The organism is Novosphingobium sp. (assembly GCF_037133355.1).
In the GTDB taxonomy this organism is placed as follows: Bacteria; Pseudomonadota; Alphaproteobacteria; order Sphingomonadales; family Sphingomonadaceae; genus Novosphingobium.
Genome location: NZ_JBAXOI010000011.1, coordinates 133,793 through 149,459 on the forward strand (window position 1 = coordinate 133,793; position 15,667 = coordinate 149,459).

General features: G+C 67.4%; 5 protein-coding genes and 1 riboswitch. Of the genes, 4 read left to right on the top strand and 1 reads right to left on the bottom strand.

Features of this window, described 5'->3' with window-relative positions:
• Positions 1–21: 21 nt before the first annotated feature.
• From WCL10_RS12655 to WCL10_RS12670, 4 genes are all read left to right on the top strand, one after another.
• Positions 22–1,740 (top strand): ShlB/FhaC/HecB family hemolysin secretion/activation protein, encoded by a 1,719-nt coding sequence (locus WCL10_RS12655; protein WP_336896009.1) that lies wholly within the window; start codon positions 22–24, stop codon positions 1,738–1,740.
• The gene (locus WCL10_RS12660) at positions 1,740–9,218 is read left to right on the top strand and encodes a hypothetical protein (RefSeq protein ID WP_336896010.1); all 7,479 of its coding nucleotides are present in this window, start codon (positions 1,740–1,742) and stop codon (positions 9,216–9,218) included. Before WCL10_RS12655 ends, WCL10_RS12660 begins: the two co-directional genes overlap by 1 nt.
• Entirely contained in the window at positions 9,215–12,292 is a 3,078-nt protein-coding gene (locus WCL10_RS12665) for a CHAT domain-containing protein (RefSeq protein WP_336896011.1), read from the top strand. The genes WCL10_RS12660 and WCL10_RS12665 overlap by 4 nt, the downstream gene beginning before the upstream one ends.
• Positions 12,293–12,444: 152 nt before the next feature.
• Positions 12,445–12,536, top strand: a riboswitch (glycine riboswitch).
• Positions 12,537–12,747: 211 nt separating this feature from the next.
• On the top strand, positions 12,748–14,001 hold the full coding sequence (locus tag WCL10_RS12670; protein WP_336896012.1) for a D-amino acid dehydrogenase: 1,254 nt from the start codon (positions 12,748–12,750) through the stop codon (positions 13,999–14,001).
• A gap of 785 nt (positions 14,002–14,786) precedes the next feature.
• On the opposite strand, the gene WCL10_RS12675 is transcribed toward WCL10_RS12670, so the two are convergent.
• Positions 14,787–15,667, bottom strand: an 881-nt coding sequence (locus tag WCL10_RS12675) for a calcium-binding protein (protein WP_336896013.1), incomplete at its 5' end; no start/stop codon positions are given.

Below are 15,667 nucleotides of genomic sequence, written 5' to 3' on the forward strand. Positions count from 1 at the left end.
CGAAGCTGGCTTGCGCTCGCCTTGGCTGGAGCCGGCTTTGCTCTGGCGCCGGTGCTGGCCCCGATCGCCGCAGCGCAAGTCAGCACACCAACCATAGCCGGGCCCAGCCGCGATGAACTGGGCGGTATTACCCGCGCGCCCGCGGTCGAGGCCCCGAGGCTGACGGTTTCGGGCGGGATCGAGCGCTCGAGCTGCCCGCTTGCCGATCCTCAGTTCGCGAAGATCACCACGACAGTCACTTCGGTCACGTTCAACGGGCTCAAGGGGGCGACCGCAGCCGAGATGGAGGCCGCGTGGAAGCCTTTTGCGGGCTCGCCGCAGCCCATCGCGGTGCTGTGCGAGATCCGCGATGCGGCCGCTACCATCCTGCGGGCAAGGGGCTATCTGGCGGCGGTCCAGGTGCCCGTGCAGCGTATCGAAAACGGTGCGGTGCGCCTTGAGGTGCTCTATGCGCGGATCACCGCGATCCGCGCGCGGGGCGAGACGCGCGGGGCCGAGCGCAAGCTGCGCGCCTATCTTGGCCAGTTGACGCGTGACGAGATATTCGACCGCACCCGGGCCGAGCGCTATCTGCTCCTTGCGCGCGATCTGCCAGGCTACAATGTCCAGCTTACCTTGCGCCCGGCCGGAACTACCCCGGGTGATTTGATTGGCGACGTTACTGTTCTGCGTCAATCACTTGTTGCCGATATCTCGATCCAGAACTTAGCTTCCGCGGCGACCGGTCGCTGGGGTGGCCAGGTGAGGGCGCAGGCCTTCGGGCTGACCGGCGCGGGTGATGCGACGACGCTTTCCTACTACAGCACCGCCGACTTTCGCGAGCAGCGCATCCTTCAGGCAAGCCATGAATTCCGGCCGGGCCGCGAAGGCCTGCTGGTCGGTGCCTCGCTGACTTACGCCTGGACCCGGCCCGACCTCGGGCCGACTGGCGGCGGGGCGGTGCTCGATGCGCACACGCTGCTTGCCAGCCTCTATGCGCGCTATCCGCTGGTGCGTTCGCAGGCTGGCAATCTGTGGGTCGGCGGCGGTTTCGACCTGCTCAACCAGACCACCACGCTGATCGTGCCACTGAGCCGCGACCGGCTGCGCGTGTTCTGGGCAAGGCTTGATTTTGACCGGATCGATCTTGCCCATGCCGACCCTGCGTGGCGGCTGAGCGGCTCGTTCGAGGTGCGGCAGGGCATCGCGGGCCTTGGGGCCACCCCCTCCTGCCTTGGCGCGGCCTGTCTGGGCCGGGTGCCGACAAGCCGGTTCGATGCCTCGCCTGCAGCCACGGTGGTGCGCGGTGAGGTTGAATACGAGCGCGCGCTTGGCCGTTTCTCGCTCTCTGCCCGGCCGCGCGGGCAGTATGCCTTCCGCAAGGTGCTGGGCTTCGAGGCCTTTGCCCCTGGAAACTACACCGTCGGGCGGGGCTACGATCCCGGCGTGATCACCGGCGACAGCGGGATCGGCGTGGCCACCGAATTGCGCGGTCCGCGCCTGCCGGTGCTGCGCGGCAACGGGCCGGTGATCCAGCCGTTCGTCTTTTTCGATGCTGCCTGGGCCTGGGACCGGGGTGCTGGCAAGCCGCAGCGGTTGACGTCTGTGGGCGGCGGCCTGCGCGCCGATATCGGTAGCCGGTTCCGGCTCGATGCCAGCTGCGCGGTGCCGCTTGACCGGGCAGGCTTTGCCGCGCGCAAGCCCGCGCCTCGCCTGCTGATCTCGCTCACCACCCGCCTCTTGCCATGGGGAGGCCGTTGATGCGCCGCAGAGCCCGCGCCAATCCCTCGCGGTTGGCCATCGCCGCAATGCTCCTCTGCTCGCCCCCGGCGCTGCATGCGCAGTCGTTCGACGCGACAGGCGTGATCGTTGCCGGGGCGGGGAGCATCATTACGGGGGCTGGCACCACGACGGTCGCCGTAGATGCCCCCAGGGTAGTGATCGACTGGACCCCTACCGACACCGGTAGCGGAGGCCCGATCAATTTTCAGCCCATCGGCACCAGTGCGCTTTACACCACGCGCGATTCGACCTCGCTGGTGGTCCTCAACCGCATCATTCCCAAGGATCAATCGCGCCCGATCGTGTTCAACGGCACGGTCACCTCGCAGCTCGTCGACCTCGCGACCGGCGCGGTCAGCCGCGGTGGCACGCTGTTCTTCTACAGCCCGGGCGGGATTCTCGTTTCTCCGACAGGTGTGTTCAACGTCGGCAATCTTGCCCTTACCGCGTCCGATCTTGCCTACGATCCGATAACTGGAAGCTTCGATTCTGCCGGCAGTTTCAAGTTCTTGCCGGCTAATGCTGGGAGCCGGGTTGAAGTTCAGAATGGTGCGATAATCACAGCCGGGCCGCTCAATGCCTATGTCGCACTGGTCGCGCCCAAAGTGATCAACGCAGGCACGATGACGGTCGACGGTTCGGTCGTCATCGTTGCGGCCGATGCCTCGACCATCACGTTCCGTCCCAATGGCCTGTTCGACATCCAGATCGACCAGGGTACCAGCGCTGCGGGTGAAGTGGTTACGCAGGAAGGAACGATCACCGGTCCGGCGGGTGCGATCAATTCGGCTCACCGTGTCTATGTCGTCGCGGTGCCCAAGAACGATGCCATTACCATGGCGATAAAGGGCGGCAGCAAGCTCGGGTTCGATGTCGCCGGCGCGGCCGACGTCGACGGCAACGCAATCGTTCTCTCTGCGGGCTATGACGTCACGGGAGGCGAGATTGGCTCTGTCCGCTCGCCCAGCGGCGGGCTCGTGCCGACGACGCTGGAGGTTGGCGCAATCGACGCGACCTCGCAAGTCACGGGCCGTGCGACAGGTCAGGCATCGCTGGTGGTCCAGGGCGGCAGCGCGGCGAACTTCGCCTCGAATGTCAGCATTGCCGGGGTTCAGGACCCGGCGGCCGCCACAAACGACGCCGCCTTTATCAGCGTGGCCGGTGTCGGCTCGACCCTCGACATCGCGGGCAGCCTCACCGTGCGTTCGCTTGATGCCGGCACGGTTTCGGGCAACACCGCCAGCGACAGCACACCAGCGCGCATCATCGTGAACGACGGCCGAATGACGGTGCTGGGCGGAGTGTCGGTCGATGCAAGCCGTGTCGGCTTCGGAGGCGGCACGGGCACGGGCGGAACAGCGGCGTTGGAAGCAGGCAGCGGAGGAGTCGTCGAAGTCGGCGGTAACCTGCAACTGACAGGCGCCGCTACGGGCGAGGCGGTTTCGGATTCTCTGCTGACGCGTTCGGGCTCCGGCACAGGCGGTGCGGCGCAAGTCTCTTTCAGCGGCGGCGCGTCCGTCAAGGTTACCGGCAGCGTCACGCTCGATGCCAGCGGCAGGGGCGGTGCGGTCGGCGCTGCAGGCTTTATCGGCGGCGATGGCACGGGCGGCAGCGCACAAGTCCAGGGCGGAGCAGGTGGCGGATCGCTCACGGTAGGCGGGCGGTTGCTGCTCGACGCGCGCGGCATTGGAGCGGATGGCAACCGCTGCACGGCCTGTGTGGTCGAGGGCGGAGTCGGTACCGGTGGCAGCGCCGGGATAGACCTGACAACAGGTACGAGCGCCACGATCGACGATGTGGTCAATGTCGACGCATCGGGTCAGGGCGGGGCCTCGGCTGCGGCTGACGGAAAGAGCGGCGGCGCAGGCTTCGGCGGCACGGCGGTCGTGCGGTCGTCCGGCGGCGTGGTGACGGCGCGGTCCGCGCTCTCGGTGCTGGCGGATGGTGATGGCGGTGCCGGAGCGCTGGTTGACAGCGCGGTGTCTGGCGCAACCGGCTCAGGCGGGACCGGCGGGGCGGGTTCCGGCGGCATCGCAAGCCTTGCGGCTGGGGATACAGGCACGCTCGGCGCGGGCGGTTCGATCGCCGCGACGGGCGCCGCGACAGTCTCTGCGATCGGCACCGGCGGGAATGGTGGCACCGGCGGCGCTGGGCTGGGCGGCAATGCCTCGGTTTCGGCACGCAATGGCAAGACGACCGGTGCCGGGCTCGCAGTGACGGCCTATGGCGACGGCGGCGCGGGCTTCAATGGCGGCAACGGCGGCGCCGGAACCGGCGGCAGTGCGGAAGTGATCGCCTACAGTGCGCTGGAGGGTGATGCGACGGTCACCTTCGGGACCACCGCGATCATCGCGCGCGGCACGGGCGGTGCAGGAAGCACGCCGACGTTGCTGGCCGACCCCGGTGGGCTTGGTGGTACAGGCACCGGCGGTCAGGCCCGCGCGCTTGCGGAGGCGGGCAATGGTGTGCTCACTCTGGCAGGCACAGTGCTCGACGCGAACGGGACCGGTGGCACAGGCGGCGCAGGTGCCGGCATCGTGAGTGGCCCTGGCGCTAGTGGCGGCGCGGGCGGCGCAGGGCAGGGCGGCACTGCGAGCATCGGGGTGGTCGCAGGCCTTGCCACAGGCGCAGCGCCGACCGGCTCGGCAAGTTTTGATGGAACCAGCGTGCTGGCGAACGGCACTGGCGGCACCGGCGGTGTGGCCGGCGCCGGCACTGTGGCGGGCGTGGCGGGCGCAGGCGGCAACGCAATAGGCGGCGGGTCGACTTTGCTCGCGCAAGGGGGAGCCGCTACTTTCACTGCAGGCGCGCTGATCGAGGCAAATGCGCGCGGCGGGGACGGGGGCGGCGGTCTCGGCGCAGGCGGCGGGGCGACGGTCGGCAATCCGGGCGGGCTCCCCGATCCGCGTGGCGCCGCTCTCACGATTGATGGCGGAACCCTTGCTGCCACCACGCTGTCCTTCAGCGCAGCCGCCACCGGGGGCAAAGGCGCCGTTGCTGGAACAGCCACCGTGCTCGGCCAGCCGCTGACGTTCCTGCTGACGGGCGGCACAATCACTGCCACGAGTCTCGATTTCCTCGCCGTGGGTGTGGAGGCGCCGGGTTCGCTGCCCTCGATCATCGCACTTGCGGGTGGGGACACCACGCTGACCGGCGATTTCAGCTTCGTGACCCCGGGCGGTCTGAGCGTGACATTCGATGGCGCGAACCTGCGTAGCGCCAATGCTGTGGTTTCGGCGGCGGACTGGATACCCGGCGCCGCACCGGCAGGCCCGTCGGGCACTCTGTTCGGCTCGGGATCGGTCACGCTGACCACAGGCGGCAGCCTCTTCGGCTATCTCTCGGTCGACAGCGGAGCTGTGTTGACGCTGAACGCGGCAGGCCTCGTGCGCCTCGACAACCTCACCGCGACGGCTGACATTGCGGTTACGGCGGGCAATACGATCTCGATCGGCGATCTTTCCGCCGGCGGCGCGGTGAATGTCTTTGCCCCGGGCAATGTCACCGTGGGCGCTGTTTCCGCGAAGGATGCGGCAACGCTGACGTCCGGAGCGGCGCTTGCGGCCGGCGGCGTCACCGCGGGCCAGACGGCAAGACTTGATGGCAATGCAAGTCTAACGCTCGGCGGGGATGTCCAGGCAGGCGATGCCGCCGTGCTGACGTCCAACGGCGCGATTGTCGGCGGCGCGGTTTCGGCCGGGCTGGTGAGCCCCTCGGCGGCCCCCGGCGCGACGTATGACATGACCGTGCTCGGCAGAGGCGGCATTGCGCTGGGCAATCTTTCGGCAGCGCGCGATATCAAGCTGTTCTCGCCGCTCGGCATCACCACGGGCGTGCTGACTGGACGCGAGCTTCTCGTGCTGGCGACCGGGCCGCAGACGATCGGCGCATTCTCGGCCACCGGTCGCGTAATGCTGGCCGACTTCGGCATGCTCGAGACCGGCGGCAATCCGTTCGGCGCCTACGATATCGGCGCGGTCTTTGCGGCCCCGCCGATCGCGGGCGGGGGCGACTTCTCGGTGCTGGCGGCGAGCAGTGCCGCATCCGTGCGCGCGGTCACCACCGCAAGCCTGACCATGCAGGCGATCACCGCGACTGGCGGGATCGATCTTTCGGCAGGCGGCACGCTGGGGGTGGGCGCACTCACCGCAGGCGGCACGGTGTCGCTCAGCGGCGGCGGCACGGTTACGGCCGGGAACCTGACCGGCGGGACCGGGGTCGCGGTGACCGGGCTGGCGGGCGTGACGACCGGCACGGTGCAATCGGCTACCGGGACTGCGCTGCTTACGGCTGTGAACAATCTGACGACCGGCTCGGTCACGGCTGCGGGCGCTGTGACGCTTGCCAGCACCGCCGGCACCGTGAAGACCGCTGCGCTGACTTCGGTCGGCGGCGCGATTACGGCGGACGCCAAGGGCGCGATGGATGTCGTCTCGGCAAGCGCCGGCGATGTGCTGACCTTGTCGAGCGGCGGCGTGCTGACGACAGGCAATCTCGCCGGCACCAACGGCGTTACGGTCACCGGCCTCGGTGCGGTGCTGACCGGCACGGCGCAATCGGGCGGCGGCGCTGTGACGCTCACGGCCGCTAACGATCTTTCGACAGGTGCGGTGACGGCAGGCGCAGCAGCCTCGCTAACCAGCAGCGGCGGGGCGGTTACGGCGGGCGACGTGACTTCGGTGTCCGCCACGGTCGCGCTCGATGCCAAAGGCGCTGCTACGGCAGGCAAGCTTTCCGCCGCCAGCGGGATCACGGCAACTTCTGGCGGCGCGCTGAGCCTGACCTCGGCCACCAGCACGACAGGCGATGTCGTCGTTTCGGCAACCGGCAATCTTGTGACGGGCGATCTTGCCGCTGTGGGCGGACGGCTGCTCGTCTCGGCCGGGGGCAGCGCAGGGCTTGGCAAGCTCGATGCGGCTGGACTTGCGGGGGGTGTTGGGCTCCGGGTCTCCACCGGCACAACGCTGACGCTCGGCAATGCGACTGCCGGCGCGGGTGAACTGCGCCTTGTCAGCGGCGCGACGCTGTCTGCCGGTTCGCTGGAGGCCAAGGGCGGCACGCTGACCGTCCAGTCTGGCGGTGCACTGCAAGCGGGTGCGCTGGCGGGTCGCGACGGGATCGCGCTGGTCGCGGCCGGCAACACCACGCTGTCCGGCGCGGTGACTTCGACGGCCGGTGATGTTACCCTCGACGTGACCGGCGCGCTTATTGCGCAGACTGTCGGTGCCGATGCTGGCCTTGTCCGCGTGAGTGCCAAGACGTCGGCGAGGACCGGGGCTCTCACGGCGGCGGGCGCGCTTACCGCAACGAGCGACGGAGCGATCGAGACCGGCGATCTCAACGGGGCGACCGTGGGCGTGACCGCGGGGACGACACTTGGTGCGGGCAAGGTTACCGCCACCACCGGGGCGGTCGATCTCGGAGCGACAGACACTATCACGACAGGCGCGATTGCCGCGCCCGGGGCGGTCACGGTTACCAGCAGTGGCGGGGCGGTCATCACGGGGAACGTCAATGCCGGCGGTGATTTGGCGCTCCTTGCGGGAGGCGCCTTGCAGACCGGCGACCTGACTGCGGCGGGCAAGGTCCAGACGGGCGGAAGAAACGTGGCACTGGGCAATGTCCGGGCTACATCGGCCAATCTGGGTGCGACCGGCACGCTCGATTTCGGCACCATCGATACGGCCACGGGCGAGGTTGCCATCGGCACCGCGGGCGCGATCACCGGCGGTGCGATCACTGCGGCGGGCGCGATCAAGGTTCGCGGCGATGGCGCGATCACGCTCGGCGATCTTGCCAGCGCCACCACTGTGCAGGTTCGGGCTGCCGGCAATGCGCGGGTTGGCGCGGCCAGCGGCGCCACCGGCACAGTGGAGCTGCGTGCGGACGGTGGCTCGCTGACAGCCGGCGCGGTGACAGCGGCAACCGATAGCGCATTGATCGCATCAGGCGATCTGACGGCGGGCGCCGTGCGCGGGCGTGATATCGTTCTGCTGGCGGGCGGCAGCGTGCGCACAGGCAGTCTCACCTCGCCTGCCGCCGGGCGCATTCTGGCCGCGAGCAACACGCTGGCCCTTGCCGGCGGGGCGATCGGCGCCTTCAATTTCGACGCGGTATTCGCCCAGCCGCTTGCGGCGGTCGGCGGTAGTGTGACCGTAACCGGACCGGTCACGGCCGGCGCGTTTACGGCAGCGGCTGCGGGTGATGCAGGACTCCTTGGCATTGATGCCGCGCGCAGCATCCTGGTGGATACCGGGGGCACGGCCACGCTCGGCGGCATATGGCGTTCGCCCTCCATCGAGCTGCGCGCCAACGACCTTGTCATGCCTGCGGGTTCAGGTCTCAATGCGGGGGTCACCGGCACGATCACGCTGGTTTCGCGCAATGCCGATGGGCTGCGCATCGGCGACGGGCTTGATGGCACTATTGTCTCCGGCACGGCCTTCTCGCTCGACAATGCAGAATGGAGCCGCATCAACAGCGGTTCGGTAAGCGTGTTCGGCCGCGACGGTGCGGGGGCCGTGGATATCCTGATCGGGAAGCTCGACGTGACAGGGCCCGACGCGGGCAGCACGATCGACGATCCGGCGGGCACCATGCGCTTTGCCGCCGGCGCCTCCCCTGCAGGCGCGGCAAGCGGCACGATCCGCGTGACCGGCGCGCTCAAGGCAAACGGCTTCCGTGCCGGTAATGCGCTGGTATTCGATGCAGGGCAGTTCCAGCTTGCGTCCGATACCGGCAGCATCGCTGTGCTGGGCAAGGGCGGAGGACTTTCCGGCACGGTGCGGATCAACGCGCGCGATATCCATCTTGCCGCTTCCGCGCTGCTGACCAGCCTTGCCTCCGATCCGTTCTTTGTCGGGGTCGAGCCCGCGCTCGACACGGTGAGTGCGGGCGGCAATGGCCCTGTGCTCCAGGCTGGCGCGCTCGATCTCACCGTGGGGCGGACATTCTACATCCAGCGCACCGGTGCCGGCATCGATCCGCTCGGGTTCGAGGAGCCCTTGGAAGGCTTCAAGGTCGCGCTGGGCGGGGCTGATCCGATCACCGTCATCATCAACGGCACCTTCCGCACGGCGACCGGCGTGGTTGGCGGGGCGGAAGCCTGGCGGCTCTTCAAGGCCAGCGGGGTCGATCTCTCCGGTTTTGCAGCGGACAGTCGCCTCAATGGCTGCCTGCTCAGCGCGGCGACTTGCGGCTTGCGACTGGTCAAGGGGCAGTCCGACCCCGGCTTGCCCGATCTGTTCGACAAGAAAGACGAACCGGAGCTTGGTGGCGACCCGGATGATCCGGACAATCCCTCGCCGAAGAGCCGCGGCGCAATCGTACCGCCGCAGGTAATCCTGCCGGTTCAGCCCGATGCCCTCACCGGGCAAAGCGACGAGCCGATAGCGGGCAGCGGCAACCCGGCCTTGATGTCGGGTAACAGCGGCACTGCGCAGGGAGCCCGGCCATGAGGCGCGCTCTGACCTTGCTGGCTGTGTTTGGTGTAATCGGCGCGGCGCTGGCGCCTGCCGTGCTGGCCGCGCGTCCGGTGCCGGTCTCGGTGCGCAGCAGCTTCCGGCTCGGCTCGGCCGGGGTTGTGTGCAGCGCGCAGGCCGCGCCGCGCGATCCGCGTCTCGAAGCCATGTTTGACCGGGCCTATACACTCTCCTGCCGTGATGCGGCCGGGCCGGTGGGCACACTGGTTGCGGTGCGCCGCGCGCTTGCGGTGGAAACGGCGCCGGATACCGGTGCGCCTGCTTCTGCCGGGCCGGGCCGGGTCTGCGGTGCTGTCGGCCGCGCGATGATCCCGGCGCTGGGCGAGGTGAGCGGGCTCATCTGCCGCGATCCCGCCAGCGGGCTCGACTACCGCCGCTACGGCGTAACCCGTGATGGCACGAGCTACTATGTCGAGGGGCTGGCGGCCTACGATGCGGCGCTGCGCCTCGCGCTCGCCAGCGTGGTGCTTGACCGGCCGGTGCCGGGCGAGATCCGCGTCGCCACGACCGAGGTTACCGACGCTGCGGCCTTCGCCCGCCTCCAGGCTGGTCTGCTCGATCCGCGCGGCGTGCGCGGCGAGGGGTATCTGCGCAACAACGGCAGCAGCTTTGCCGAATCCGCGGCCTTCTTCGAAGTGCTTGCCGAAAAGCAGCGGGTCAGCGGCGGAGACCAGAGCGAGCTGGCCGAGGCGCTCGCGAACGAAGGGTTGCAGCAGTCCAACCTCGGCAATTTCGATGCCGCCGCGCGTCTGTTCGGCGAAAGCGAGCGCGCCGCGCTGACCGGTGACGGTCTGGCCCAGCGCTTGCTGCGCAACTACCGCGCGCTCGATCAGCTCAACCAGCAACGCCCCGAAGGCGCCGACGCCGAACTGGCGCGGCCGGTCGATCCGGTGAACGCGGTGTTCGATAGCCGCCGGCTTGCCGCCGGCGAGATCAATCTGCCTTTGGCCGAGGCGATCAACAGCCAGAATGCCGCAACCCGGCGTATGGGTACGGCCGATCCGGCGCTGACCCCGGCGGAGAAGGCGGAAATCCTCGACGCGCAGGCTGATGCTATCACTGCTACGGCCGCACGCATGGCGGGCCGCATCGAGGAAGCTGCGACGGGCTTTCGCCGGGCGCGCATGCGGCTCGGCGCGGTGCGGCAAGGGCAGATCGCCTCGATCGTCTGGCTTTCGGCTGAAATCGACATCGAACTGGCCCGGATCGCAGGCGCTGCTGGACAGCGCAGCGAAGCCGAGGCCGGCTTCGACCGAGCCATCGCCGCACTCGAGGCAGCCTATCCATCGTCTCCCGCTGTGCTTTCAGCCAAGGCACGCAAGGCTGCATTCCTGCTTCCGGCAGGTGACACGGCCGCAGCGCGCCAGCTCTTCGCCGCCGTGGTCGAGGAGAGCGCTGCAGTGCCCGACAGCGGAACTACATTACGCGATCTGCTTGCGCCCTATTTCGCACTCCTTGCCCAATCAGCCGATAATCCGGCGGCGCTGGCGGGCGCGGCCTTTGCCGCTGCGCAAGTGCTGGAGCGGCCCGGTGTCGCCCAAACCCAGGCGATCCTTGCGCGCCAGCTGGCCGAAGGCAACGATGGCGCTGCCGCTCTGTTCCGCCTTTCCCTTGCGCGCAGCCGCGATATCGCCCGGGCCGAAGGCGAGGCTGCCCGCCTTGGCGCGCTCACCGGCCAAGGCCCCGCCGAGCTGGCCGAGCTTGCGGCCCAGCAGGAAACGCTTGCAGGGCTGCGCCGCGAACAGACCGAAATCCTTGCCAAGCTGGCGGCCTTCCCGCGCTACACCGCGCTTGCACCCCGCCGCGTTCGCTTGGCCGACATGCAGGCCGCACTTGCACCGGGTGAAGCTTACTACAAGCTCGTCGCGGTCGGCTCCGACCTCTACGGCCTTTATGCGGACACTGCGTCGGCCCGCCTTTTCCCGGTGCCGCTCTCACGGAGCCAGCTGACGCGTGAAGTCCAGGCTATCCGCAACAGCATCGTCACGATCGAAAACGGCAAGGCGGTCAACCGCCCATTCGATCTCGACCGCTCGCGCAAGCTTTACAAGGCACTGTTCGGGCCGGTGGCGGCGGACATGCCCGCCGTGCGCCATCTCGTGTTCGAACCCGATGCGGCCATGTTGCAGCTGCCCCCTGCGGTACTGGTTACCGATGATGCCGGGATCGCGGCCTACAAGGCGCGAACGGTCGACATCGATGCCGATGCTTTCGATTTCACCGGGATTGCCTGGCTTGGCCGGGGGCGGGCGATCTCGATCGCAGTCAGTCCGCGCGCTTTCCTTGATATACGAAAGCTTTCGCCGTCGCAGGCTGCGCGGCCCTACCTTGGCCTTGGCAACAATGCCGTGCCGTCGCAAAAGCCGCTCGCCGCAGTGGCCGACAGCTGCGACTGGCCGCTGGCGGTGTGGCAGCGCCCGGTCAAGCTCGACGAACTGCTCTTTGCTGCGAGGACCATCGGCGGCACGAGCGTGGTGCGCACGGGGACGAGCTTTTCCGATATCGCCCTGCTCGCCGACCAGACGCTTGATCAGTACCGCGTGCTGCATTTCGCCACCCACGGCCTTGTGTCCGCCCCGCGCAAGGATTGCCCCGCGCGTCCGGCCCTGGTGACCAGCTTCGGGGCAAAGGGATCGGACGGACTGCTCAGTTTCCGCGAAATCTTCGATCTCAAGCTCGATGCCGATCTCGTGATCCTTTCGGCCTGCGACACCGCCGGGATGGCGACGATCGCCGCAAGCCGCGAGGCGGGGGTGACCACGGGCGGCAACTACGCTCTCGACGGACTTGTGCGCGCCTTCACCGGCGCAGGTGCACGCGCGGTGGTCGCCAGCCACTGGCCTGTGCCCGACGATTTTGACGCGACGCGGCGCCTGATCGGCGGTCTCATCGCAGGCAAGTCGGGGCAATCGGTCGGCGATGCACTGGCCGAGGCGGAAGGCCGCCTGATGGACGATGTGCAGACCTCGCACCCTTTTTACTGGGCGGCGTTCGTTGTCGTGGGCGACGCAGCGAAACCGGTGGCGGCGCCTCGCCTGTCAAGCCGGTGAATAACGTGATTTCACGATAGACGACTCGCCTTCGCTGGTGCACAATGCCGTTGTGCGATGCGATCATGACTCAGGGTCATGGCCTTGCGCACCAGACCGCTCCCCGGCCGCCTGCGGCCCAACACGAAGGAGAACTCTGCAGCCCTTGTCTTGACGACCGCATGGGAGAGTCCGGATCGCTGATCCGGCGCCGACGGAGCAACCCCCCAGGAAACTCTCAGGCACCAGGAACCGTGTGGTCTTGACACTCTGGAGAGTGATGGCGCGGCGGGCTTAGGCCACGGCGCGGTCATCCGCCGACGGAGAAAGCCGTATTGTAGGGTCACGCGCGGCAAGCGGGTGATACCGAAGCGGTCAAGCTCTCAGGCACAAGCGACAGAGATGGGGAAATGAACGCCGCGTCGGCCCTTACCGGGTCGGCTGAGACGCATTTCACCTGTCACGGAGCACAGCTCATGTCGCATTTCGCAGTTATCGGCGCCGGTATCACCGGCATCACCACGGCCCACGCGCTTCTGGAGCGCGGCCACCACGTCACCATCATCGACCGCCAGCCGCTGCCGGCCATGGAAACCTCGTTCGCCAATGGTGGCCAGCTTTCCGCCAGCAATGCCGAAGTGTGGAACTCGGTCGCCACCGTGTTCAAGGGTTTGCGCTGGATGGCACGGCGCGATGCGCCGCTGTTGTTCAACCCGCGGCCGGGCTGGCACAAGTTTTCCTGGATCGCCGAATTTCTCGGCGCGATCCCGCGCCATGATGTGAACACCATGGAAACCGTGCGGCTCGCAATCGAGGCGCGCAAGTACCTCTTCGATCTTGCCGCGCTGGAGGGCATCGATTTTGACTGCGAGCGGCGCGGCATACTTCATATCTATCGCAATGCGGCAAGCTTTGCCGCAGCAGGCCGCACCAACGATCTCGTGCGGGCGGGCGGGCTCGATCGCTTCGAAGTCAGCGCCGAGGATATGCGGCGTATCGACCCCACGCTAACCGGCGACTACTGCGGCGGCTACTTCACCCCGTCCGATGCGACCGGCGACATCTGCAAGTTCACCCGCGGCCTCGCCGCCGCTTGCGAACGCAAGGGCGCGGTGCTGCAGCTCGATCGCGCGGTGCAGGCGATTGCCGTGCATGAGCGCGGGGTCACTATTCGCACGGCGAGCCTGACCGACACGCGGATCGAGGATGTGGGCCATTTCGACGGGCTGGTGATCTGCGCCGGGGTTGGCAGCCGCCGCCTTGCCGCCATGATCGGCGACCGGGTCAACGTCTACCCGGTCAAGGGTTACTCGATCACTGTGATGATGCGCGACGAAGCGAGCCAGGCCGCCGCGCCGTGGGTCAGCCTGCTTGACGAGGATGCCAAGATCGTCACCTCGCGGCTCGGCAAGGACCGCTTTCGTGTGGCGGGCACCGCCGAGTTCAACGGCGAGAACCGCGACATCCGCGCGGACCGCATCGCGCCGTTGGTCAGCTGGGTGCGCCAGCTCTTTCCGGGCGTGGGCGTCGGTGAGGTGCTGCCCTGGGCCGGCCTCAGGCCCATGCTGCCCGACATGATGCCGCGCGTAGGCCCCGGGCGGCGCGCGCGGGTGTTCTACAATACCGGCCACGGCCATCTCGGCTGGACCCTCAGCGCGGTCACGGCGCAGATGGTCGCGGCGGCGGTCGACCAGTCGCTCGAAGGCGAGGCCGCGCGGCGGGTCGCCTGATCGCCAGTGCCTGAGAACGGATCCGGCGCGGCCTGCGCCGGGTCCGCTCCGGCAACGCTCTACGTACGATGCCGGATTGGCGGGCTATGGCCCCAGCTTGCCTAAAAGGCAGGGGCCGATTTTCGCCCGAAAGAGCAACATTTCGAGAAGGTTTGACGCTGCGACAAGTCGCGTACTGTCTGATCCCGTTTTGCTCCGCATTGATCCGGGTTTTCGCCCGCTTGGTGGATCCGGGAATGGGTGATCGGACCAGCCGGAAAGGTCCTGCTCTGATCGGTGTTTGGGTGGGCCTGTGATACCGAGTCTCATTGATCCGTACCCATGTGCCTGATCTGTCCAATCCCGGCGGCGTCGCACCCCCGTCAGCACCGTTACCTGCGTCATGGCTGTCCTAAGCGCGCCCTATTGCACGACCTATAGGACGTCCTGACACACCGGACGGCAGCAGCAAGCGCGGCTCGCCGGACGGTTATTCGACCACTGCTGCGAAGCCTGGAACAAGCTCATCGATCAGCCTTGGCAAATCATGACCATCGGCAGCCGCAAATGGGCCCATGGTTCATGATCAATGCAGGTTGGTATAAGTTTCCGCCGAACCGATAGTATGAGCCTGACATGGTCTTGGCCAGATTAAGATCGACGCGGGTGTCAGACTCCATCTCCGGCCCAGCGGGATGGCTGGATGCGTGGGGCATCCAGACCTTCCGAGACGTGAGGGGCTCTCCATGACCATTCAACTGAGCGCGGAGACGTATTCTGCAGCAAGTTCCATGTCGGTTTACTTGTCAAGAAATGATCGTGAAGTCGCTATAGATAAGAACGGGGTGTATGATGGCTCCGACCGTGCCGATCTGGATTGCATCAAGGCCGCCCGCGCCATCGGCATCGTAATACAGCTTGCCAGAGGTCGTGTCGTACACCACCCGGTCGGAGGCATCATGAGCGGCCATGGCACCGGCCGAAGCGTAAAACTCCTCGCTTGTTAGCTCGCCCAGATGGGTAAAGTCGGCAAAGCCGGACTCGCTGAACTGAAACGCGTCGTGCTCATCATGATTGAAATCCGTGATCACGTCCACGTTACCCGCAGCCGGGGCTGAACCGAACACGAAGGAATCCTGCCCCAGGCCACCGCTCAACCGGTTCACGCCCAGCCCGCCCATAAGCGTGTCATCGCCTTCGCCGCCGATCAGCGTGTCGTTGCCGTCATTACCATAGAGCGTGTCGTTACCAAGCCCGCCGGACAGCGTATCGTTGCCGGCAAGACCCGTGAGCACGTTGTCCGCACTGTTGCCGTACATCACGTTGTCGCCGTCATTGCCGGTCCCGTCGATCGCGCTCGATCCGCCCAGGATCAGCTGCTCGACATTGTCGGACAGCGTGTACGTAGCGGTCGACCAGACGCGGTCCGTGCCTTCGCCTGCAGCCTCGACCACCGTGTCAGTGGCGGAAGTGACAACGTAGAAATCGTCACCGAGCCCACCGACCGCGGTGTTGGTGCCGTTGCCGCCGTTCAACGTGTCGTTGCCGTCGCCGCCATTGAGCGTGTCGTCGCCCTGTCCGCCGCTCAGCGTGTCGTTGCCGTCATTACCATAGAGCGTGTCGTTACCAAGCCCGCCGGACAGCGTATCGTTGCCGGCAAGACCCGTGAGCACGTTGTCCGCACTGT